The 21,479-nt window shown below is 45.6% G+C and carries 21 protein-coding genes; 7 read left to right on the forward strand and 14 right to left on the reverse strand.

Going from position 1 to position 21,479, the window contains the following annotated elements:
• Window positions 1–127 precede the first annotated feature (127 nt).
• Genes FFM78_RS04985 through FFM78_RS05000 form a run of 4 tightly spaced genes read right to left on the reverse strand, consistent with a single transcriptional unit; the run spans window position 128 to window position 3,924 of the window.
• Complete coding sequence (locus FFM78_RS04985) at window positions 128–1,201, reverse strand: ABC transporter substrate-binding protein (protein WP_137637339.1); 1,074 nt, start codon at window positions 1,199–1,201, stop codon at window positions 128–130.
• Complete coding sequence (locus tag FFM78_RS04990; protein WP_137637340.1) at window positions 1,198–2,025, reverse strand: ABC transporter permease; 828 nt, start codon at window positions 2,023–2,025, stop codon at window positions 1,198–1,200. The genes FFM78_RS04985 and FFM78_RS04990 overlap by 4 nt, the downstream gene beginning before the upstream one ends.
• On the reverse strand, window positions 2,022–2,834 hold the full coding sequence (locus tag FFM78_RS04995) for an ABC transporter permease (protein WP_137637341.1): 813 nt from the start codon (window positions 2,832–2,834) through the stop codon (window positions 2,022–2,024). The genes FFM78_RS04990 and FFM78_RS04995 overlap by 4 nt, the downstream gene beginning before the upstream one ends.
• A complete protein-coding gene (locus FFM78_RS05000; protein WP_137637342.1) occupies window positions 2,821–3,924 on the reverse strand; it encodes an ABC transporter ATP-binding protein in 1,104 nt (367 codons plus the stop codon). The genes FFM78_RS04995 and FFM78_RS05000 overlap by 14 nt, the downstream gene beginning before the upstream one ends.
• 472 nt (window positions 3,925–4,396) lie before the next feature.
• Here FFM78_RS05000 and FFM78_RS05005 point away from each other — a divergent pair, with 472 nt between their 5' ends.
• Window positions 4,397–5,383 carry a YhdH/YhfP family quinone oxidoreductase gene (locus FFM78_RS05005; protein WP_137637343.1) on the forward strand — a complete coding sequence of 329 codons (987 nt, stop codon included), beginning with the start codon at window positions 4,397–4,399 and terminating at the stop codon, window positions 5,381–5,383.
• Between the two features lie 202 nt (window positions 5,384–5,585).
• Here FFM78_RS05005 and FFM78_RS05010 read toward each other — a convergent pair whose 3' ends face one another.
• The gene (locus FFM78_RS05010) at window positions 5,586–7,709 is read right to left on the reverse strand and encodes a cation:proton antiporter (RefSeq protein ID WP_137637344.1); all 2,124 of its coding nucleotides are present in this window, start codon (window positions 7,707–7,709) and stop codon (window positions 5,586–5,588) included.
• A gap of 462 nt (window positions 7,710–8,171) precedes the next feature.
• Entirely contained in the window at window positions 8,172–9,086 is a 915-nt protein-coding gene (murB, locus tag FFM78_RS05015; RefSeq protein WP_137637345.1) for a UDP-N-acetylmuramate dehydrogenase, read from the reverse strand.
• A 151-nt stretch (window positions 9,087–9,237) separates the two neighbouring features.
• Between murB and FFM78_RS05020 the strand changes: the two genes are divergently transcribed.
• Both FFM78_RS05020 and FFM78_RS05025 read left to right on the forward strand, forming a co-directional pair.
• Window positions 9,238–10,002, forward strand: coding sequence for an exodeoxyribonuclease III (locus FFM78_RS05020; RefSeq protein ID WP_137637346.1), 765 nt, complete (start codon window positions 9,238–9,240; stop codon window positions 10,000–10,002).
• Between the two features lie 215 nt (window positions 10,003–10,217).
• Window positions 10,218–10,754 carry a 3'-5' exonuclease gene (locus FFM78_RS05025; RefSeq protein ID WP_137637347.1) on the forward strand — a complete coding sequence of 179 codons (537 nt, stop codon included), beginning with the start codon at window positions 10,218–10,220 and terminating at the stop codon, window positions 10,752–10,754.
• 158 nt (window positions 10,755–10,912) lie between these two features.
• On the opposite strand, the gene FFM78_RS05030 is transcribed toward FFM78_RS05025, so the two are convergent.
• The 4 genes from FFM78_RS05030 to FFM78_RS05045 all read right to left on the reverse strand — a co-directional run bounded on the left by FFM78_RS05030 (window position 10,913) and on the right by FFM78_RS05045 (window position 13,833).
• A complete protein-coding gene (locus FFM78_RS05030) occupies window positions 10,913–11,440 on the reverse strand; it encodes a GNAT family N-acetyltransferase (RefSeq protein WP_137637348.1) in 528 nt (175 codons plus the stop codon).
• The gene (gene tsaE, locus FFM78_RS05035) at window positions 11,437–11,904 is read right to left on the reverse strand and encodes a tRNA (adenosine(37)-N6)-threonylcarbamoyltransferase complex ATPase subunit type 1 TsaE (protein WP_137637349.1); all 468 of its coding nucleotides are present in this window, start codon (window positions 11,902–11,904) and stop codon (window positions 11,437–11,439) included. Before tsaE ends, FFM78_RS05030 begins: the two co-directional genes overlap by 4 nt.
• A gap of 184 nt (window positions 11,905–12,088) precedes the next feature.
• Complete coding sequence (pta, locus tag FFM78_RS05040) at window positions 12,089–13,063, reverse strand: phosphate acetyltransferase (protein ID WP_137637350.1); 975 nt, start codon at window positions 13,061–13,063, stop codon at window positions 12,089–12,091.
• Window positions 13,064–13,134: 71 nt separating this feature from the next.
• The gene (locus FFM78_RS05045) at window positions 13,135–13,833 is read right to left on the reverse strand and encodes a uracil-DNA glycosylase (RefSeq protein WP_137637351.1); all 699 of its coding nucleotides are present in this window, start codon (window positions 13,831–13,833) and stop codon (window positions 13,135–13,137) included.
• Window positions 13,834–13,974: 141 nt separating this feature from the next.
• Between FFM78_RS05045 and FFM78_RS05050 the strand changes: the two genes are divergently transcribed.
• Together FFM78_RS05050 and FFM78_RS05055 are read left to right on the forward strand one after the other, a co-directional pair.
• Complete coding sequence (locus FFM78_RS05050) at window positions 13,975–14,847, forward strand: Cof-type HAD-IIB family hydrolase (protein WP_137637352.1); 873 nt, start codon at window positions 13,975–13,977, stop codon at window positions 14,845–14,847.
• 68 nt (window positions 14,848–14,915) lie between these two features.
• Window positions 14,916–15,437, forward strand: coding sequence for an LURP-one-related/scramblase family protein (locus FFM78_RS05055; protein WP_137637353.1), 522 nt, complete (start codon window positions 14,916–14,918; stop codon window positions 15,435–15,437).
• Window positions 15,438–15,747: 310 nt separating this feature from the next.
• On the opposite strand, the gene FFM78_RS05060 is transcribed toward FFM78_RS05055, so the two are convergent.
• Window positions 15,748–16,311, reverse strand: a complete 564-nt coding sequence (locus tag FFM78_RS05060) for a GNAT family N-acetyltransferase (RefSeq protein ID WP_137637354.1) — start codon at window positions 16,309–16,311, stop codon at window positions 15,748–15,750.
• A 275-nt stretch (window positions 16,312–16,586) separates the two neighbouring features.
• On the opposite strand from FFM78_RS05060, the gene FFM78_RS05065 reads away from it, so the two are divergent.
• Both FFM78_RS05065 and FFM78_RS05070 read left to right on the forward strand, forming a co-directional pair.
• Window positions 16,587–18,035 carry an amino acid ABC transporter substrate-binding protein/permease gene (locus FFM78_RS05065; RefSeq protein WP_137637355.1) on the forward strand — a complete coding sequence of 483 codons (1,449 nt, stop codon included), beginning with the start codon at window positions 16,587–16,589 and terminating at the stop codon, window positions 18,033–18,035.
• Complete coding sequence (locus FFM78_RS05070) at window positions 18,032–18,781, forward strand: amino acid ABC transporter ATP-binding protein (RefSeq protein ID WP_137637356.1); 750 nt, start codon at window positions 18,032–18,034, stop codon at window positions 18,779–18,781. The genes FFM78_RS05065 and FFM78_RS05070 overlap by 4 nt, the downstream gene beginning before the upstream one ends.
• A gap of 111 nt (window positions 18,782–18,892) precedes the next feature.
• Here the strand turns inward: FFM78_RS05070 and FFM78_RS05075 are convergent, their stop codons facing one another.
• The 3 genes from FFM78_RS05075 to FFM78_RS05085 all read right to left on the reverse strand — a co-directional run bounded on the left by FFM78_RS05075 (window position 18,893) and on the right by FFM78_RS05085 (window position 21,478).
• The gene (locus FFM78_RS05075) at window positions 18,893–19,261 is read right to left on the reverse strand and encodes a PTS sugar transporter subunit IIA domain-containing protein (protein WP_137637357.1); all 369 of its coding nucleotides are present in this window, start codon (window positions 19,259–19,261) and stop codon (window positions 18,893–18,895) included.
• A 150-nt stretch (window positions 19,262–19,411) separates the two neighbouring features.
• Window positions 19,412–20,371 (reverse strand): ABC transporter ATP-binding protein, encoded by a 960-nt coding sequence (locus FFM78_RS05080; RefSeq protein WP_137637358.1) that lies wholly within the window; start codon window positions 20,369–20,371, stop codon window positions 19,412–19,414.
• 12 nt (window positions 20,372–20,383) lie between these two features.
• A complete protein-coding gene (locus FFM78_RS05085; RefSeq protein WP_137637359.1) occupies window positions 20,384–21,478 on the reverse strand; it encodes an ABC transporter ATP-binding protein in 1,095 nt (364 codons plus the stop codon).
• Window position 21,479 lies beyond the last annotated feature (1 nt).

A 21,479-nucleotide genomic window follows, 5' to 3' on the forward strand; every position in this document is an offset into this window, starting at 1 on the left:
TAACACGTCTACCAAGCCTATAAACAATATTATCATAATAAAAAAATTATCTTATTAATTGTTTTTTTATGAAAACGAAAGGGAAGTAAGCGCTAGCGTAGCGACTAACTTCCCGATCCCCCACCGTTCAACGATGGTACATCTTAAATTCAAGAAATTTATCATTATAAATACCGACCATGCGGTTACCTAGATCAGCATAAACTTGTAATTTATTGATAACAGAATCACTGGGGTAAAACTGTTTATCAGTAGCGACTGCTTTAGGCAACAAAGCTTTGGCGGCCTTATTTGGTGTGGCGTAACCTACATATTCAGCATTTTGTGCCGCGTTTTCTGGTTTTAACATGAAATTCAAAAAGGCGTAGATCGCTTTGTAGTGCTTGGCGGTTTTCGGGATCACTAAATTATCAAACCACAGGTTACTGCCTTCAGTGGGTACGACGTAATGTAAATGTGAATTATTGGCCATCATCTCTGCTGCTTCTCCGGACCAAGTAACCGCTACTGCTGCCTCATTTTGGGCCATGTACATTTTGATCTCATCGGCCACTACCGCCTTAACATTAGGCATCAAGCCCTCTAATTTCAACTTGGCCTGCTCCAACTGCGCCACATTTGTCGTATTGACTGAATGCCCTTGGGTGATCAAGGCCATCCCCATAATATCGCGGGCACTGTCGACTAACATAATATTATTGCGTAACTTAGGTGACCACAGATCACGCCAATGCTGAACAGCACTAGCCTTGACCATTTGATCGTTGTAAATAATACCTAAAGTCCCCCAAAAATACGGCACTGAATACCGATTACCTGGATCAAAGGATTGATCACGAAAATGGGGATCAATATGATTGAAACCGTGTAAACGTTTATAATTCAAAGGCACCAGTAAGTGAGCCTTATGCATTTTCTGGATCATATAGTCAGAAGGAACAGCTAGATCATAGTTGGTCCCACCCTGTTGGATCTTAGTGAACATGGCCTCATTACTGTCAAAGGTCTCGACCTGCACCTTGTAGCCCGTTTGCTTTTGAAATTTAGTCAACAACGCCGGATCAATATAATCGCCCCAGTTATACAAGGTCAAGGTTCCGCTACTGCTAGCGCCTTGCGACTTCTGTAACTGGCTACTACCTACCGCTAACAGCGCACAAAATGCAATAATGGCTAAGGCAAAACTGATTAAACGTTTCATTTGATCAACTTCGCCTCCATCCGATTACGGCGACGCTCTTTTTTTGAACTATTGTATTGTTCAATGAAATAATAACCACCGATCAGTAACAATGAGAACAGAAACATCAGCGCCGACAACGCGTTAACTTCAAGACTGATCCCTTGCCGCGCCCGCGCGTAGATCTCAACGGATAAGGTTTCAAAACCATTACCTGTGACGAAGAAAGTCACCGCAAAGTCATCCAGCGAATAAGTGAACGCCATGAAAAAACCGGTTAGGATCCCCGGTGTGATAAAGGGAAAAACAACCCGCGTCAGTACCTGCAAGTTAGTGGCACCTAAATCAGTGGCAGCATCGATCAACGAATGGTTCATTTCACTTAGCTTAGGTAATACCATCAACACCACGATCGGAATTGAAAAAGCAATATGGCTTAAAAGCACTGAGCTAAACCCTAAGCGCAAGCCGAGAAAAGTGAAGAAGATCAAAAAGCTGGCCCCAATGATCACATCCGGAGACACCATTAAAATATTATTCAACGATAAAATTGAATTCTTCAACCACACTTTTTTGATCCCGTAAATGGCCAACGCACCTAAGGTTCCGATGATCGTGGCTAACAGCGACGACAGTAAAGCGATCAATAACGTATCCAGTACGATCTCGATCATCCGCGTATCAGCAAATAATTCCGCATAATGTTGCCACGAAAAGCCAGTAAAATGAGTCATCGTGGTGCCGGCATTAAAAGAATAGAAAATCAAATAAAAAATCGGCGCATATAACAATAGGAACACCAACCACAAATAAACATTGCGCCAATCATACCACTTACGTTTCATTCGCGGTGGCCCCCTTTCTTCCGTCGTTCACCGGTGGCAAACATGATCACGACCATGGCCACGATCAAAACGACCCCGATCGTGGAACCCATCCCCCAATTTTGCGTCACTAAGAAATGCTCTTCGATCGCCGTCCCTAACGTAATGACCTTATTGCCACCGATCAAACGCGTCAACATAAATAAGGAAAGTGACGGAATGAAGACAGCCTGCACACCGGCTTTGACCCCATTTAAGGTCAAGGGAAAGACCACTTTACTAAAGGTTTGCCAATTCGTGGCGCCTAAATCACGGCTGGCGTTGATCAGTGATGGATTCAATTCATCAATAGCATTGAAGATCGGCAGGATCATAAACGGAATTTCAATATAGGCCGCCACAAAAATAAAGCTGGTTTTAGTGAATAAAAGCTGCTGTGAACCAAGGCCGATAAATTCTAGAAAATGATTAGCCGCCCCAGCCTGACTGAAAATACCGATGAAGGCGTACGCTTTCAACAATAAATTGATCCAAGTCGGCAAAATGATCAGCAATAACCATAATTGTTTGTGGCGCGTTTGACTGAGCCAATACGCCGTTGGGTAACTGATCAACAACGTGACCAAGGTAATAATAAACGCATACCAAATTGAGTTAAACGTCATCCGTAAATAAGTCCCCGAGCCAAAATAAGTCTGATAATTGCTTAAGGTCAGCTGGCCGTTGATATTAAAAAACGATTGGTAAACGATCAGTAACAGCGGCGCAATAACAAATAAAAGCAACCACAACACGTAGGGCACGCTATAGAACGCATTATACTTCTTCATGGTCATCGTCCTCGTAGCTTTCCAAACGAGCGTCAAAGTCTTCTTCCGACTCACCAAAGCGCATTACGTGAATATCTTCCGGTTCAAAATAGATCCCCACTTGCTGGCCGACGGTGGTTTTACGAACTGAATGGATCAACCATTCATTACCGGCGGCATCGTGGCTCATAATTTCATAAATATCACCGCGAAAAACTTGTGTATCCACCGTCACCGTCAATTTTCCTTTTTCAATTGATGTTAGGACTAGATCTTCCGGCCGTAAAACAACTTCCACCGGTTCGTTGATCCGCATGCCGGCATCCGAGCATTCAAACTGATGGCCTAAAATCTCCACTTGGTAGTCGGCTAACATCCGTCCCTTCACAATATTACTTTCTCCAATAAAATCAGCCACAAAATGATTGATTGGTTCATCGTAAATATCCACCGGATCACCCTGTTGTAAAATAGCGCCGTTATTCATCACAAAAATTTCGTCACTCATGGCTAGCGCTTCACCTTGATCATGCGTAACAAATAAAAAAGTGATCCCTAAGCGTTGTTGCAACTGCCGCAGTTCCACCTGCATCGCTGTCCGTAACTTAGCATCCAGCGCGGATAACGGCTCATCCAGTAACAAAACTTCCGGTTCATTGACGATCGCCCGGGCGATCGCCACGCGTTGCTGCTGGCCGCCGGACAATTCACTGATCTCCCGGTCTTCATAGCCGGATAGTTGCACCAATCGCAGTGCTTCTAAAACCTTTTCTTGAATGACCTTTTTTGCCGTTTTCTTCAAAACTAAGCCAAAAGCCACATTATCATAAACATTCAAATGGGGAAATAACGCATAATCCTGGAAAACAGTATTGATTTTCCGTTTGTTTGCAGGCAGATCATTGATTTTTTGCCCTTTAAATTCAATGGTACCGGCACTGGCATCCGTAAAACCAGCGAGGATCCGCAAAATCGTCGTCTTGCCACAGCCAGAAGGACCCAACAGCGTATAAAATTTCCCTTGTTCTAATTCAAAGTCAATTTGCTTCAACGCCAGCGTATCCCCGAAACGCTTGTTCACACCACTAAATTTGATAATTGTATTGGCCAACTTAATTGTCACGCTCCCTTGTATTTTAGCTGTTTTATTGGGATCGTTGGGCAAGTCCTTACCTGCTCAACTTGAGCTTCAGAATTCTAAAAATCAACGCATAATCTTAATTATCTTTGCGCCCCATGACCAGTTAACAACCTTACTGCTAACGCTGGGCTTAAGGCCTAAGATCAGCCCGTTCAAGTTGCAACGTCAGCCGCAATTAGCTGATCAATTTTTTCTGATCGGCTCCTAATTTTTCTAAAGATCATTTAAGCCTTGCACTGGTAAAATAAGTACTGTTACCACTTAAAAATAACTGGGCACAGCACCTTAAATTATAAGCCATCCCAGTTATTTTTTAAACCATTTGTTGGCTTGTGTCTAGATAATGAAAGAGGTTACAATATAACGTAAGATCAAGCGCGTGATTATTTAGTTAGTTCCAGAACTTTAGCAAAAAAGCGTTTTCCTGAAGGAGGAATTTTGCATGAACTATCAAGCCCTAGAATTACATTTAGAACAAGATCAAGTTCGCCCAACTTTCGTTCACCGGCAATTACCTGAGTTGGCGGCAAATCAAGTCAGCGTCAAAGTCGCTTATTCGACGATCAACTATAAGGACGCTTTAACGTTAAATCCGCGTAGTGGTGTTCTCCGCCAATATCCCCAGATCCCCGGGATCGACGCTGCCGGTACCGTGGTCGCTAGTACCAGTGCTGCCTTTGCCATTGGTCAAAAGGTGCTGCTGACCGGCTTTGACTTCGGGATCAGCTGGCCCGGCGGCTACGCTGAATACCTGACAGTACCGGCGGCCTGGCTAGTGCCGTTACCAACATTATTAACACTAGCCGCCGCCATGTGGTATGGCACCGCCGGCTTTACTGCTGCCTTATCCGTACAAACACTATTACAGGCCCAATTACCGCAAAACGCGCCGCTGCTGATCACCGGTGGTACTGGTGGCGTTGGTGGTTGGGCAACGGCGATGCTACATCAATTAGGTTATACGGAGCTGACTGTGGTCAGTCGCAATTCAGCAGCTGGTGATTACTTACGGCAGTTAGGCGCCAGTCATGTGATCAGCGCCAATGAACTAGCGGCGCAGCAACCAAAACCATTACAAAAGCAAAAATTTGCCGGCGCGATCGATGCTGTTGGTGGTTCGTTATTAGCCGCCATTTTACCGCAGATCAGCTACAACGGGGTCGTTGCCTTATCTGGCAATGCCGGCGGTAATCAACTGACCACCACCACGTTACCGTTTATTTTACGCAATATTCAACTGCAAGGCATTGATTCCGTCGCCTATCCCGCGACTAAACGGCGCGCCATCTGGCAACATTTGGCCACTGATTTCCAACCGGCTAATGCGGCCTTACTGCAACAAAATACGGTTACCTTCAGTCAACTGCCTAGTGCTTTAAGTCATTTTATCGGTACGCCTCATTATGGCCGGACTTTAGTTCAATTTTAACCGGTGACCTAAATTCATTTAGTAACCTGCCCCACAATCCATAATTAAACAGCGCCAGTAAAGGTAGCTTCACAGGCTACTTTTGCTGGCGCTGCTGGTTTGCCAAGAAATTTTGAATTTAAAAAATACCAAATGATCAAAATTCGCCCGCATTGCTAACTTAACGGAACAACGTTACCACTGCTGGTAGCGCCGTCTACCATTAGTCGACATCTTCGCCTAACAGTAAGGCATTTTCCGAATAATTGACGTACTGCCGTAATTTAGCCGCTAACGCCCACGAAATATAACCTTGCTCCAACATACTTTGAATCCCGCTGCGCTCGGCTGCAAGTGCTTTAAAGCGCAGGCCCCGCATAGCGCGATCATAATCCGCGCGCCGTGAATGTTGGCCGTTTTGTTCCCGATGCAAATGCTTGACCTGCTCGATACGATTGCGGTAGCTAACAATAATCTGGTAAATAATTTGGCGGTTGTAATGGGCGGCCTTAGCCTCCGGTTTTTTCAAATAAGCGGATAACGCCTTAATACCGCCTTTAGCCGTTTCTTTTTCGATCATTAACCGTTCACTATAGTACGGCCCATTAAAACGCACCCGAATAATTTTATAGCGCAGGTGACTGAACCAAGTCCCGATCCGATGGACGCGGGTAAAAAAGTTCGGGCGCTGTAATTTATGCGGTAGATTTTCCACGATTCGCATCCGGTTGCGTAACTGCTTTTGAAATTGTTGGTAGCTACGTTCCTGAATCGTACCTGCCTGCCAAAGTTGCGCTAATACGTCAGCTTCACCTTGCAGTGCCACCCGCCGCAAAGTTAGCTCCTCGTTGAGAAAAGGCGCCAAACGCTCCTCTGGCTGATAGGCGGCCTGCAAACGCCGCACCATTTCTTGATATTCGGTGATCAGATCATAGACGACCCGCTGATTTTCTGGACGACGTTCACTTTCTAAGCGGTTGATCGCCAAACGTAACGTGTAGATCCGCGCTTCACTTTCCGAAATCTTCGAATCACCGGTGGTCACTGCCGTGGTGTCCATACTACTATCAGCAGCGGGTTCCGTGCCCCGCGTCGCGATCGCAATATGACTGCGCGTCAGCAGCGGGATAAAGATCACGGCCATCAACAAACTTAAAATGATCACACCGGCCGCAATAAACAACATCAATGAGCGCTCGGGAAAGGCGGCCCCGGATGCTAAGGTGTAAGGCACAGACAAAACCCCAGCCATCGTGATCGCGCCACGCACACCAGTTAATCCTGACAGTAACGCCACGCCTAAACTAGGGCGTTGTTGCTGCCGATCCTTAATCCATTTGAAAGTGACGTTAACCAAGGTCCACAGTACGCGGATCAAGAAAATAACTAGCCAAACTAAAATAATATCGCCGATGGCCATCCACGTGTTGTCGCTGGGATTGCGGATCGTTTGGGTCATCGCCAGCGGTAACTCAATACCTAGGATCAAGAAGACAAGCCCGTTTAATAAATAGATTGCAATATCCCAAGTCCGTTCGGTGACAATTTTTAGTTCCGGCAAATAATCCATCAACGCCGGTTGGGAAAAATTATAGACGATCCCCGCACTGACCACCGCGATCACCCCTGAGGCGTGCAGCAATTCCTCAACAACTAAATAAATGATAAATGGGGTCACGATCTGCAAAACCGTGTGCAAAACGACATCATTGATCCCCTGCTGCAACATGAAGGTGCGAACCGCTTGAATGGCGGCCATCAGCACCATTCCCATCAAAGCCCCAACAATGGAAATATAAAAGAAATCACCAGCAGCCTGCTGCCACGAAAAAATACCGGTGACCGCCGCCGCGATCCCGTACTTAAAACCGATCAGCCCGCTGGCATCGTTGATCAAACTTTCGCCACTCACTAAATGCAATACGTTGCTAGGTAACTTTGCTTGCTGCGAGATCGATTGCACGGCCACTGGGTCAGTCGGTGAAATAATCGCCGCTAAGGCAATACTAGCGGCTAATGGCAAATCGGGCACCAAAAAATGAATAAACCAGCCACCAACAAACATCGTCACAAAAACTAGAAAAATGGCGTTCATAACGATGGGTCCCCGTAAGGCCCACAATTCACGCTTCGGAAAATGACGACCATCATTAAACAGCAACGGTGCAATGAATAAAAGCATAAACCAATCTGTACGCAACGGAATCGTGACTTTAAAAAGCAATGCTAATAATAAACCAGCCATAATTTGAATCAAACTGACTGGTAAAAAGGTTAAATAATGACTAATAACATTGGAAACGAGTACTACGCTGACTAACATAATTACCGCTTCTAATATGTTCATAGCAACAACTACTTTCTACTTAAATTTTGAATTAGTTTAAAAACGTACTAAATTGGGGGACATAACTATTCTTCTGCTCTGGAACTACTCGGTTTGGTTTTGATCTTTAGTGCTCTAAGTTCTTAGTACCTTAAGTTCTTAATGTTTTAAATTCTTAGTGCTTAAATACATACTGTGGCTTTTTGAACAATAAATGGTTAAAAAGTTAAGTAAAAGCAACCGTTTTAAGCATTTAACTAGATATAAAATAAGCGAATACCGTTAATTACAATTAGCCATATACAAAAAACGGTCAGTCTTGCGCTCCGTTAACGTTAGCTGGTAGTTTGATCACGACCACTTGACGTCACATCCGATTCATTGGCTGGCACATCATCCAAGTGGTCCTCACGTCCAACAGCGTAACCAGCGGCACACTCCTTTTGGCAAAAAAACAGCTGACCGCGCAAGTCAGCTGCTCATTTATGCAATCAAATCTTCGCCGATAATGCGGACTTCGGGTTCTAAGGCAACGCCAAATTGTTCAAAAACCACCGTCTGGACGTAACGGATCAAATCCATATAATCAGTTGCGGTTCCGTGGCCTAAATTGATCATAAAACCAGCGTGTTTCAACGACACTTGCACATCCCCGCTGATATGACCTTGTAGGCCCGCCTCATGAATCAATTTACCGGTAAAGTAACCGGTAGGCCGCTTAAAGACACTACCACAGGAAGGATATTCCAATGGTTGCTTAGCCGCGCGACGCGCATTAAAGTCCGCCATTTTGGCCTCGATCGCCGGTTGATTGCCTGGAGTCAAAGCAAAAGTCGCCGCCAAAACAATGCTGTGATTGTCTTGGATCACGCTGTGGCGGTAAGCAAATTTTAAAGCTGCACGATTCAGCTCACTGATCGTGCCATCCGGCAACAATACGGTAGCTGACTGCACAGCGTCACTGATCTCACCACCATAAGCACCAGCGTTCATAAACATTGCACCCCCGACACTGCCAGGAATGCCCGCCGCAAACTCAATGCCACTTAACGCCGCCTGCGCTGCCGCGATGGTGGTATCAATGATCTTAGCCCCAGCTTGCGCATAGACCTTGGTGCCCGACACCTTGATCTGCGCCATAGCCGTTAAAATGATCACCAGGCCACGAATGCCCCCGTCTTTAACGATCAGGTTACTGGCATTACCGATCACCGTTAGCGGTAACTGTTGTGCTTTGGCATAAGCAACTAAGGTCTGAACTTCGGCATTACTTTTAGGTAACGCGAGAATATCGGCTGGCCCACCAGTTTTGGTGTACGTATAATGGCGCAATGGTTCAGCTAATTTAATATTAATTTGTGGAAATAATTCGACCACATTAGGTTCTTTGTGCAACATGCAGGACGCATTCCCTTCCCGTTCTAATCTATTAATATTTTAGCATGAACCGGCTTTTTTTGATAGTCAGTGGGTTCAGCACCCTTTTGTTTCCCGTTATTTTTCTGTAGAATAGAAAGCGAGTCAAGTTGTTAAATAAGGAGCGGATATCGTGAAATTTATTTCGTGGAATGTTAATGGTTTACGCGCAGTGGTTAAAAAGAATTTTATGGAATTTTTCAAGGCGGAAGACGCGGATTTCTTCTGTATTCAAGAAACTAAGCTGCAAGCCGGCCAAATTGACCTAACTTTGCCTGGCTATTATCAATATTGGAATTATGCGCAACGTAAAGGCTATTCCGGCACAGCGATCTTCACTAAACATGAACCGCTAAACGTCACTTATGGTCTGGGCATTGCTGAACACGATCAAGAAGGCCGCCTGATCACGCTGGAATACCAAGATTTTTACCTGCTGACTTGCTACACCCCTAATTCACAAAACAAGTTAAAGCGCTTAGATTACCGGATGGCCTGGGAAGATGCTTTTCGCACTTACATCAGCACCTTAAATCAGAAAAAGCCAGTGATCTTCTGTGGTGATCTAAATGTTGCCCACGAGCCGATCGACTTGAAAAACGATAAAACTAATCATAAAAATGCCGGCTTTTCTGATGAAGAACGGGCTAAATTTAGTCAGATCTTAGCGGCTGGCTTCACTGATAGTTTCCGTTACTTTTATCCTGAGCAAGTCACTTATTCTTGGTGGAGCTATCGTTTTAATGCGCGCCAAAATAATGCTGGGTGGCGGATCGATTACTTTGTCACTTCAAACCAGTTGCAACCACAATTGGCTGACGCGGCGATCTTAACCAATGTCCTCGGTTCCGATCACTGTCCAGTAGCATTATTGACCAAGCCAGAATTACAAGCCTAGTCACTTTACAAACGGTCAGATTATTTCTATAATGGCAGCACAAATTAAACGTTTTAAATTAATTGGTTGGCGCTGAATTTTGGTTAGAACAAACGGTCCCCGCTTTCTTTCGTCCCTCAGCGCCGGCTTACCGAGATAATAAAGGCCCTTTAGAGCAGCTATAATTTGAATTGTTTTGCATCCCGCCGGCAAGTTTAAGGAAATAGGTGAAATTAATGAATTTTGTGGCAATGGATTTTGAAACGGCTAATGCCAAACGATACAGCGCCTGTTCGCTGGCGCTAACGGTGGTGCGTAACGATCAGATCGTCGATGAATTTTATTCATTGATCAAACCAGATACGCCCTTTTTCTGGCGTAACACGCAGATTCATGGGATCCACACCGCTGATGTTGCTGACGCGCCGGATTTTCCTACTTTGTGGCCGCACATCGCACCATTATTTCAGCGCGATCGTTTAGTTGTCGCGCACAATGCAAACTTTGACATCGGTGTGCTGCGCAGCAGTTTAGCGCATTATCAACTGCCAACGCCGCAGTATCTAGCCTTAGACACCGTTCGTACCAGTCGCCAATTCTATCCTGAATTCAGCGACCACAAACTGAACACGGTCTGTGCCGAACTGAACATTGCGTTGGAACACCATCATAATGCGCTGGACGATAGCCGCGCTTGCGCCAACATTTTGTTGCGTGAAGCCCAACAATTTGGTACTGAACGGTTAAAAGCATTTGTTAAAGTCATTGCCTGAATAACAGCACTGGCAGAGCACTTATTGTTGGCTAAAGACTAAGCTTTGATCCTCCACAATAATAGCGCCAGGCAAGGTAGTTTTGTACTACTTCGCCTGACGCTATTTGCGTACAGTAAATTTAAGGCTGGTGCCGCTTTTTAAATTAAATCGTGGCTTCAATCAGAATGATCGATCAATTGCGCCATGCGAATCAACGTTTGAAAGCCAGCCTGTGCATCATAAAAGCCGCGGGCCGTTTTACCTTCAACCTGAAAACCTAATTTTTGGTACAGCTGATAAGCACGTTGATTGCGCTGCTGCACCGTTAATTCTAAGCGCCGGATCACTGAATTCGCCTGGGCCCACGCCTGTACTTCTTCAATCAATGCGGTGCCTAAACCGTAACCCCAAAATTCTTGTAAAAGCGCCACCCCAACTTCACCAATGTGCTGAATTTCGGGCGCCGCACTGGCGGCCACCCGCGCCATTCCCAGCAGCTCACCATCCAACACCGCCACCAACAGTAAATTATTAGGTGAATGGGCTAAGGCAGTCAACTGTGCCCCTTCAGCGGTAACTGAACTAGTCAAGTCCGTTTCATCAGTCAGCAAAAATGGCGTTTCCTGGCTGAGCTGGCGCATTAGTGTCAGTAATGGTTTCGCATCCGCCGGTTTAGCGGCACGAATCGTCACTTCTTCACTCATAACGCTTGTTCCAGTTGGGCAACTAAGGCCGTATAACGCGCCCCTTGTGGCTTAAAAACAAATTCCCGCTGCTCATTATCAGTGGCCGTTTTATTAATTTTGATCTGTAAATAATTCTCGGGCCACTCGGCTTCAATAAATTGCGGCCACTCAACAACACTGACGCCGGCACCATTAAAATATTCTTCCAACCCTAGTTCATCACCGCCACCATTTTCTAACCGGTAAACGTCCATATGGTATAGCGGTAAGCGCCCAGAAGTATACTCGCGGATCAACGTAAAAGTGGGACTTTTCACGTACTGCTGAATACCTAGCGCGGTAGCTAAACCTTTTGTAAACGTGGTTTTGCCAGCCCCAAGTTCTCCTTGTAACAACAGAACATCCCCCGGTTGTACTAACTGGCCCACCGCAGCACCGAGCCGCTGTGTGGCAGCATCACTGGTCACGCTATATTTAAACATTTCATCACACCCTTGCTGGATTAACTGCAACTGGATTTGGAAAAGCGCTTAGCTAAGCGGTACAACTGCTTTTTCAAACCCAGGCTGGCCGGATCAGATAGGCATGAAACTTTTCCAATCCGGCCTAGTTTCATTATAACAAAAAAGCACGACCTCACCAGGAGATCGTGCTTGCTTTTAAGCTTTAATCGATCAAAGTTTGTGCAGCCGTGATAATGGCCAATTTGTAGACATCTTCTTCACTGGCACCACGGGATAAGTCAGAAACTGGCTTATTTAAACCTTGGAGTACAGGACCGATGGCTTCAAAACCGCCAAAGCGCTGCGCAATTTTGTAACCAATATTCCCAGATTGTAATTCAGGGAAAACGAAAACGGTGGCGTTACCGGCAACTCGTGAATCAGGTGCCTTTTGTTGCGCAACTGCCGGAACAAAAGCAGCGTCAAACTGCAGTTCACCATCAATTTGATAAGCTGGTGCCGCGGCCTGAGCCAACTTAGTCGCCTCTTGCACTTTAGTGACCGCATCAGCCTTAGCTGAGCCTTTAGTGGAGAAGCTTAGCATTGCGACCCGCGGTTCAATATCGAACAATTCGGCCGTTTTAGCTGAAGAAACGGCGATCTGAGCCAATTCTTCCGCGCTAGGGTCAATATTGATCGCACAGTCGGAGAATAAGTAGCGTTGTTCCCCTTTTTGCATAATGAAAGCCCCACTAGTCCGGCTAACACCAGGCTTAGTTTTGATGATCTGCAAGGCTGGGCGAACAGTGTCCCCAGTTGGATGAACGGCCCCAGAAACCATGCCATCAGCCAAGCCAGTATAAACTAGCATCGTCCCAAAATAGTTGACATCGCGGAGCATTTTTTCTGCTTGTTCGGCAGTGTTTTTACCTTTACGCCGTTCAACGAAAGCGGTTACTAAGTCTTCAAAATTTGCCGCCGTTGCTGGGTTAATGATCTCTAAATCAGTTAAATCAAAATTATGGGCGGTGGCGACTTTTTCGATCTCCGCTGGGTCCCCTAAAACAATTGCGTGTAATAAGTTATCATGTTGCAACCGAGTTGCGGCACCTAAAACCCGGGCTTCAGCACCTTCGGGAAAAACGATCTTAATCTGTTTACCGGTAACTTTTGTAGTTAAACTTTCAAATAAATCCACAATCATGCCTCCAATTTTCACTTGATACTTCGATAATACAACGCTTACATAAAAAAAGACAGCAAAATTTTTTAAGCTGTTGTTGAATTTTCACTAACATGTGCCGGTAAACGCCAATCAATCGGGGTTTCACCAAATTTTTCCAAAGTAGCATTTGTTTTTGAAAAAGGTTTGGAACCAAAGAAGCCGTAACGTGCGGAAAAAGGACTGGGATGTGCAGCCGTCAAAACAACATTTTGATTTTCATCGATCAACGTTCGTTTGGCTTTAGCGGCATTGCCCCACAAAATAAAAACGACTTTGCCGCGTTGCGATAACTTTTCAATGGCCTTATCCGTCAGCTGTTCCCAGCCCTTACCTTTATGGGAAAATGCCTGCCCTTGCCGCACTGTCAAAACAGAATTCAGCAATAAAACGCCTTGGTCAGCCCACGCTTTTAAATAGCCATGTGCCACTGGCGCGATTCCCAGATCATCCTGTAATTCTTGATAAATGTTCTGCAATGACGGTGGTAGCCGCACACCCGGCCGCACCGCAAAGCTGACGCCGATCCCCTGATTCGGATTGTGGTAAGGATCCTGGCCTAGAATAACCACCTTGACCTTGCTGAACGGCGTCCATTCAAAGGCCGTGAAAATATGGTACATATCGGGATAAACCGTTTGCGTAGCGTATTCTTGTTTTAAAAATTGATGTAATTGCGCATAGTAAGCTTGCTGAAATTCCGGCGCTAAAATTGCTTGCCAATCGTTATGAATAATTGTTTTCATCGTCAACACCTCACTAATTAGTTTAGCGATTTTTTTACTAGATTGCCACCGCAAATTAAGCCGCCAGCGCAAACGATAACGGTTTCGCCTCACCCCTAAAATATGCTAAACTAAGATGAATAGAAACGGAGGCTGATTGCTTTGATCTCACTTATCGCATCCGATATGGATGGCACTTTATTAAATGAAAAAATGACCGTTCCCCCAGAAAACGTGGCGGCCATCAAAAAAGCGGCCCAGCAAGGGGTAAAATTTATTGTTGCCACTGGCCGGAGCTATGGCGAAGCAAAACCGTTGATCGAACAAGTTGGTATTACTGCACCGATCATCGCCATGAATGGTGCCCAAGTTTTTGATGAACAAGGCCAGGTGATCAGTACGGTCAGTATCAACAAAAACGTGGTCCGCAAAATTTTCCATTTACTGAAGGCTAAAGGCCTGTACTTTGAAGTGATGACCAGTTTGGGCACTGTTTCTGACAGTAAAATGCGCCGGATCCAAAACGTAGCTGCTTTATTGGTTGATATCCAAACCACCGATAGCTTTAAGATCGCCGTTTCATTGGCCTCGGCGCGTTTAGAATTAATGAATATCACCTATGTCGATTCCTACGAGCAATTACTAACCGATCCAAATGTCACTATTTTAAAAGTGATCGCCTTTAGTGCCGCCAAACAAAAGGCGTTACAACCAGTGACGGCTGAATTAAACCAATTAGGAAACTTGGCGATCACCTCCAGTTCCGCCAGCAATATTGAGATCAATCACATTAATGCGCAAAAAGGAATGGCCTTGGAGACCTACGCTAACAGCCTCAATATTCAAATGAGCCAAGTTATGGCGATCGGCGATAATTTAAACGATGCCTCCATGCTGCAGGTTGCGCAGGTTAGTTTTGCCATGGGTAACGCCACTGCTGAAATCAAAAAAATCGCCCGTTATGCCACCGACACCAACGTTAATCATGGTGTTGGTCAAGCAATCGAACGTGCATTGAAGGATAAATTAGCGTAACCTTGCGTATCAATAGCTTAGAAACTCAGACTAGGGGTACCCGACGCTAAAAAAAGAGGTGAGGCTGCTTGTTGCGTTTGTACATCAAACAACAATTGATGACGACTAAAGGCGTTCCGATCATTGTTCGTGATGCAAAAAATAATCCTTTGTATTTAATTACCGGCCGCTGGGGTTTGCGCCAAGACGCCTTTACTTTGTATACCATCGACGGCCGCTATGTGGCGGAGATCAAGCAAACCACGTTAGGCCTATTCCCCCGCTTCGATCTCTATTTAGGGCAAGAAAAAGTCGGCGCCGTCAAAAAAATGTACGGTGTCTGGCACCAATTTCAATTTGTCAGTGAATTAAATTGGATCATTATGGGCGATCTGATGAACCACCATTACAAAATCTACCACCGCACAGAAACCTTGCTGGTGCTCGATAAGGCGATCTTGGCCGACGGCGATTATTACGAGTTGGCCATCACCCACCCTGAGGATGCGCCGATCTGTTTACTGATCAGTTTGATTTTAGATCACTGGTCCGTTCGGCGCGATAAAACACCGGCCAAGCGCGGCGTGGCTAACCCAATTTATGATGTATAAAATCAGATTGACTAGCCCTGGCGCCGTTGATCGGTCATTTAAAGGACTGGCGGTTAGCTCATTTTGTTAGTGCCCTTTAAGTGGCCATTATTGTGTGTTCACAAATTTAAGCTTAGCAAATAAATCGCGCCAGTAAAAGTAGCTCTTTCACTACTTTTACTGGCGCGATTTTAGCTAGAAAACTAGGCTTATGTTGCACGGCAATTTCTGTTTTGGTCCAATTTCAGTCGCTCCACTTGGCTACTAACGCTCAAAATGCTGCTGGCCGGTTTATGGTTATTTCAAGCGCTGAAGCCGGTGCGACTTGCTGCTAAACTGTTAACTGCATATGTTCATAATCATGGCCGGCTAACTTGACCCGCCCAACAACTTGGTAGCCCATTTTGCTGTATAGCTTTTTAGCGTTGGGATTAGCTAGATCCACATTTAAACCGACCTTGGGTAGACCCTGCTGTCGCGCTACTGCTGGCACGGCGGCCAACAATTCACTACCAACGCCTTGGTGCTGATAAGCGCTGGCAACGGCTAAGGTATCTAGATACCATTCATTAGGGTAGGCTTCCTTGTCAGCAAATACTTTATCGTCGGCCGCCACCCCTAACTGCGGCAAAAACGGCTGCAGGGCATCATCAATGTGAGCTTCCGCCGTTTCCGGATAGCCAAACGCTACCCCGACTACTTTGCCGGCACGAACATTGACTAAGCCATGGCGGTAACTGTAACGATAATCTTCGGTTTGAAAAGCCTGCGCCAAAACCTTAAAGAAAGTTGCCTGATCGACATGATCTAAAAATGGCAATTCCATTTCTTCCAAAACAATGTTAATAATAGGTACCACTGCGGTGGCATCTGCTTTCTCCGCTGGTCGAATCATAAAATAACTTCCCTTCTAGACTGATTTAGGCCGGGTTTAAAAAAGCAGTCAGCTGCTTCAAACATGGGCGGCCTAGCTTTATTGTTAAGTGTTAAGCTAGCTCAACCTGCTACCAGTTAACACACTCTTTATAAAGTCTACGTTAACTCAATTATAGTGTCAAAAGGTAAGCCAATTTTTTAGTCCGCAGCCATGGTCAAAGTTATTTTTTTATGTTATATTTAATAACATGAATCCGTGTTATTAAATATAACATCATTTTTGGGAGGTCAATTATGCGGAAAAAAATATTTTGGTTTGCGCTGTTATGCACCACGCTTTTCAGCGCGTTACTAGTAAATGCAACGACCAGCCATGCAGCAGAAAAGACATATACTATCGGTACCGATATTACATACGCCCCATTCGATTTTCAAGGCAGCAATGGCCAATATACCGGGATCGACATTGATTTGATCAAGGCGATCGCTAAGGAAGAACATATGAAGATTCAGCTGAAACCAGTTGGTTTTAATGCAGCTGTGCAGGCCGTTGAAGCTAATCAAATGGACGGCGTCATCGCTGGTATGACGATCACCAATGCCCGTAAGCAGCAATTTGACTTCTCCGATCCTTATTACTACGCTGGTGAAGTCATGGCCGTCGCTAAGAACAGTAAAGTTAAATCATTAAGTGACCTACGCGGCAAAAAAGTAGCTTTAAAGGTTGGGACGCAAGGTGCGGCCTACGCTAAATCGCTACAAAAAAAATACGGCTTTAAGATCACTGAATTCGATCAATCCAATGATATGTATAATGATGTGATAACCGGCAACTCCGCCGCCGCTTTTGAAGACTATCCAGTTATGGCCTATGGTATTCAAAATGGCATCAAGTTGAAGATCGTCACCAAACCTGCGCAAGGTGGTAACTACGGTTTTGCCGTCAAAAAAGGTGAAAATCCTGAGCTTCTGGCTAAATTCAACAAAGGCTTAAAAGCCCTTAAGAAAAATGGCCAATACAACAAGATCATCGCTAAATATTTAGGTAAAAGCAGTGTGGCTAAAGCAACCGCAACCGCCCAAAAACAAGATAACAGTTTGTGGGGCCTAGTTAAACAAAATAAAAGTGCCTTAGGTAACGGCCTACTCCAAACACTGTACTTAACCATTATTTCTATTGTCTTAGCCACTATTTTCGGTGTGATCATCGGTTTAATGCAAGTCGTGCCCGCCAAATGGGCTAACTGGACTTCCAGCACCTTGATCTACATTTTCCGGGGAATGCCGCTACTGGTTTTGGCGTTGTTCATTTACATTGGTGTACCTAACTTGACCGGTAATAAGATCTCCGCCTTTGTCGCCGGGATCATCACCTTGACCCTAAATGAAGGTGCCTACACCGCCGCCTTTGTCAGTGGCGGGATCACTGCTGTCGATGGCGGTCAAATGGAAGCCGCCCGTAGTCTAGGCTTGCCCTATGGTAAAGCTATGCGCCGCGTGATTTTACCACAGGGGATCAAAATTATGATTCCGTCCTTTATCAATCAATTTATTATTACCTTAAAGGATACCTCGATCCTCTCCGTTATCGGTATTTTAGAATTGACCCAAACTGGGAAAATCATCATTGCTCGTAACTTACAAGGGTTCAAAGTTTGGACGATCGTTGCGATCATGTACATTGTGATCATTACCTTACTGACCTGGCTATCCAAAGCTGTTGAAAGGAGAATCAACAAATGAACGCTGTTGATAACAATCGTGTCGTCGTCACTGATCTGGTCAAAAACTATGGTAGTAATGAAGTCCTTAAAGGATTGAATTTAACCGTTAAAAATAATGAAGTGGTTTGTATGATCGGCCCTTCAGGCTCAGGCAAAAGTACCTTTTTACGTTGCCTAAACAAGCTAGAGGATCCCACCAAAGGTAAAGTCGTCGTCGATGGCTTCGATATTTCTGATAAGAAAACGAACATGAACAAAGTGCGTGAAAGTATCGGGATGGTTTTTCAGCACTTCAATCTTTTCCCTAACTTAACGGTTTTGGAAAACGTCATGTTGGCCCCCGTTGAGCTCAAAAAAGCGACTAAATCAGTCGCGGAGAAAGAAGCACGGCAGCTACTAGCCGAAGTAGGGTTAGCTGAAAAGGCCGATGCTAGCCCGGCTTCACTATCTGGGGGGCAGGAACAGCGGGTCGCCATCGCCCGCGCCTTGGCCATGCATCCCGATATTATGCTATTCGATGAACCGACCTCGGCTCTGGATCCCGAAATGGTTGGTGACGTCTTAGATGTTATGAAAAAGTTGGCTAAACAAGGGATGACCATGATCGTCGTCACCCACGAAATGGGCTTCGCCAAAGAAGTCGCGGATCGGGTAGTCTTTATGGCAGACGGTCACATCATGGAGGAAGGCGATCCGCAACAGATCTTTGATCACCCTCAGAATCCACGGACCCAAGACTTCTTACGCAAGGTTTTAAACGCTTAACCGACCAAAATAGCCTGTCTATTGAAAATCATTTCATTAGGCAGGCTATTTTTTTATCGCTATTTTCAATTAAAACTAGTTGTGCCTGGCTGCTTAATTAACCGGCAACCGTCACTTGATCACTAGTTTTTGGATCGCGGCATTGATCGCCGCACGGTCCTGCCCGGCCGCCAACAACGTTGCTGCCGTATAAGCCCCTTCGGTAAAGGCTGCGTCATAAATATAAATATTTTTTTCACCAAAAGCCGCCGCTAACTCAATGTTGCGCCGCGCACTACCAAAATCATAGAAAACTAATAATTCCCCGGCGGTATTTTTTTTAAAAGCGTGTTCAATTTGATCCATACTGGTACCGAGCGCACCAACGCTATTCCCGCCAGCCGCGGTGATCGCAACACTTGGCGCAATATTTTGTAATAACTTCGCTAACCCAGTTGCCATTTCCGGTACGTGGGCCACAACCACTACACCTAAACTCATTGACCTAATTCCTTTCCAACACCTGAATTTGATCCTTGCTCAGAATCGCTGCTCCCCTCTATTCTAGCAAAATTTGACCAGCGTTTCTCAATTATTTCGGTGGTTGCAAAAAAGACGGTCACAAAAATAAAACTTGCGCCGCCTTGTTGCCTATTTAACTAAGGTCGCCCGGTATGCTTCAGCTTTTTGCCGGTAATTAGGGAGTTCGGCCTCACTAGTACGAACAAAATGACCTGGCACCACTTCAACTAATTGACGCACTTGCTCATCACCTTCATGGGCGGCGGCGTCATAAAAAATCGGTTGCCGATTGCGTTCGTACTGCGGATCGGGTACCGGCACCGCCGATAACAAACTTTCCGTGTACGGATGCAGCGGATTAGCGTAAATTTCATCCGCAGTGGCGATCTCCATCAACCGACCATAATGGATCACACCGATCCGATCAGAAATATACTTCACCATCGACAGATCATGGGCAATAAATAAATAAGTCAGATTATGCTCGGCCTGCAGATCCTGCAATAAGTTGACCACTTGGGCTTGGATCGAAACGTCTAAGGCCGAGATCGGTTCGTCCGCGATAATAAAGCGCGGCTGTACCGCCAGCGCACGGGCAATGCCGATCCGCTGGCGTTGCCCACCAGAAAATTCATACGGGTAGCGGGTTGAATGATCCGCGTTTAAACCGACTACTTCTAGCAAATGAGCCACCTGCGCATCCCGGTCTTGATCATTTTTGGCCAGATGATGAATGTCGATTCCTTCAGCAATAATGTCCTTAACTTTCATCCGCGGATTTAACGATGCATACGGATCCTGAAAGATCATCTGCATCTCCCGGCGGAACTCCAACTGTTCTTTAGCCGACTTTAACTGCCGAATGTTTCGCCCGTTGAACAAGATCTCGCCTGCAGTAGGATTATATAAATGGATCACACTGCGGCCAACCGTGGTTTTACCGGAGCCAGATTCGCCGACTAAGCCAAAGGTCTCGCCTTCATAAATATCAAACGAAACGTCATCCACCGCTTTAACCTCATCAGGCTTACCCACATTAAAATACTGCTTTAAGTTTTTGATTTGTAATATCTTCTTACGTTCAACCAAGTTAATGCCCCCCTATTGATCTGTTGCCGGTGTATTCAATTTCACCGCCGGATTATTGGGCTGATCGAAGCCTTTAGCGATCATTTGCTGATAGATCGCCTGGCGCCGAACAATTTCCGGTGGTGGGGTTACTGTAGGTGCAGCGGGATGCAGTAGCCAAGTTGCAGCAGCGTGCGTTGCGGTCACTGGGAAAAACGGGGGTGCTTGTTGCGTGTCGATCTTCAACGCATAGGCATTTCGCGGCGCAAACGCATCCCCTTTAGGTGGATCTAATAGGTCCGGTGGCGTCCCAGGAATAGCGTACAGCCGATCGGCTTTAGTATCCAACGTTGGCATTGAATTGATCAACCCCCAGGTATACGGGTGCTTCGGGTCGTAAAAAATTTCGTCAACGGTACCGACCTCAATGATCTTACCAGCATACATAACCGCCACGCGATCAGCCATTCCCGCCACTACGCCAAGATCATGGGTGATAAAAATAATTGACGTGTCGATTTTTTGTTGCAATTCGGTCATTAAATTCAAGATCTGAGCCTGAATAGTCACATCAAGGGCAGTGGTCGGCTCATCGGCGATCAGAATTTTAGGGTAGTTCACTAAGGCCATGGCGATCACGATCCGCTGCCGCTGCCCGCCAGAAAATTGGTGCGGATAATCTTTCATTCGGGCGGCTGCATTTTGAATACCCACTAATTCTAAAACTTCTTTAGTCCGGGCGATCGCCTTTTCCTTGGACATACTTTTATGGATCCGTAAGGGTTCGGATACTTGCTTACCGATGGTCATCGTTGGATCAAGGGAGGTCATCGGGTCCTGAATGATCTCAGCAATACTATTCCCGTTGACCGTTGCCATTTCGTGGGCCGACGCCTTTAACAGGTCCTGGCCTTCAAACATGATCGTCCCACTGGCCACTTTGGCGTTACTATCCAGTAAGCCCATGATCGCTTTAGTTGTCACACTTTTACCCGAGCCGGTTTCACCGACGATTGCTAAGGTTTCCCCTTTGTGTAAGTCAAAACTAACCCCACGCACCGCCTGAACATCCCCGGCAAAGGTACCAAAATTAACGGTTAAATCTTTAACTTCTAAAATATTTTCCAAT

The organism is Loigolactobacillus binensis (genome assembly GCF_005405165.1).
Classification (GTDB): Bacteria; Bacillota; Bacilli; order Lactobacillales; family Lactobacillaceae; genus Loigolactobacillus; species Loigolactobacillus binensis.

Coding starts and splice junctions, on each gene's coding strand:
- FFM78_RS05070 (WP_137637356.1), top strand. CDS start 18,032: ATGAACGCTGTTGATAACAATCGTGTCGTCGTCACTGATCTGGTCAAA.
- FFM78_RS04985 (WP_137637339.1), bottom strand. CDS start 1,201: ATGAAACGTTTAATCAGTTTTGCCTTAGCCATTATTGCATTTTGTGCG.
- FFM78_RS04995 (WP_137637341.1), bottom strand. CDS start 2,834: ATGAAGAAGTATAATGCGTTCTATAGCGTGCCCTACGTGTTGTGGTTG.
- FFM78_RS05060 (WP_137637354.1), bottom strand. CDS start 16,311: ATGATTCGACCAGCGGAGAAAGCAGATGCCACCGCAGTGGTACCTATT.
- FFM78_RS05075 (WP_137637357.1), bottom strand. CDS start 19,261: ATGAGTTTAGGTGTAGTGGTTGTGGCCCACGTACCGGAAATGGCAACT.
- FFM78_RS05010 (WP_137637344.1), bottom strand. CDS start 7,709: ATGAACATATTAGAAGCGGTAATTATGTTAGTCAGCGTAGTACTCGTT.
- murB (WP_137637345.1), bottom strand. CDS start 9,086: ATGTTGCACAAAGAACCTAATGTGGTCGAATTATTTCCACAAATTAAT.
- FFM78_RS05005 (WP_137637343.1), top strand. CDS start 4,397: ATGAACTATCAAGCCCTAGAATTACATTTAGAACAAGATCAAGTTCGC.
- FFM78_RS04990 (WP_137637340.1), bottom strand. CDS start 2,025: ATGAAACGTAAGTGGTATGATTGGCGCAATGTTTATTTGTGGTTGGTG.
- FFM78_RS05025 (WP_137637347.1), top strand. CDS start 10,218: ATGAATTTTGTGGCAATGGATTTTGAAACGGCTAATGCCAAACGATAC.
- FFM78_RS05045 (WP_137637351.1), bottom strand. CDS start 13,833: ATGAAAACAATTATTCATAACGATTGGCAAGCAATTTTAGCGCCGGAA.
- FFM78_RS05030 (WP_137637348.1), bottom strand. CDS start 11,440: ATGAGTGAAGAAGTGACGATTCGTGCCGCTAAACCGGCGGATGCGAAA.
- FFM78_RS05065 (WP_137637355.1), top strand. CDS start 16,587: ATGCGGAAAAAAATATTTTGGTTTGCGCTGTTATGCACCACGCTTTTC.
- tsaE (WP_137637349.1), bottom strand. CDS start 11,904: ATGTTTAAATATAGCGTGACCAGTGATGCTGCCACACAGCGGCTCGGT.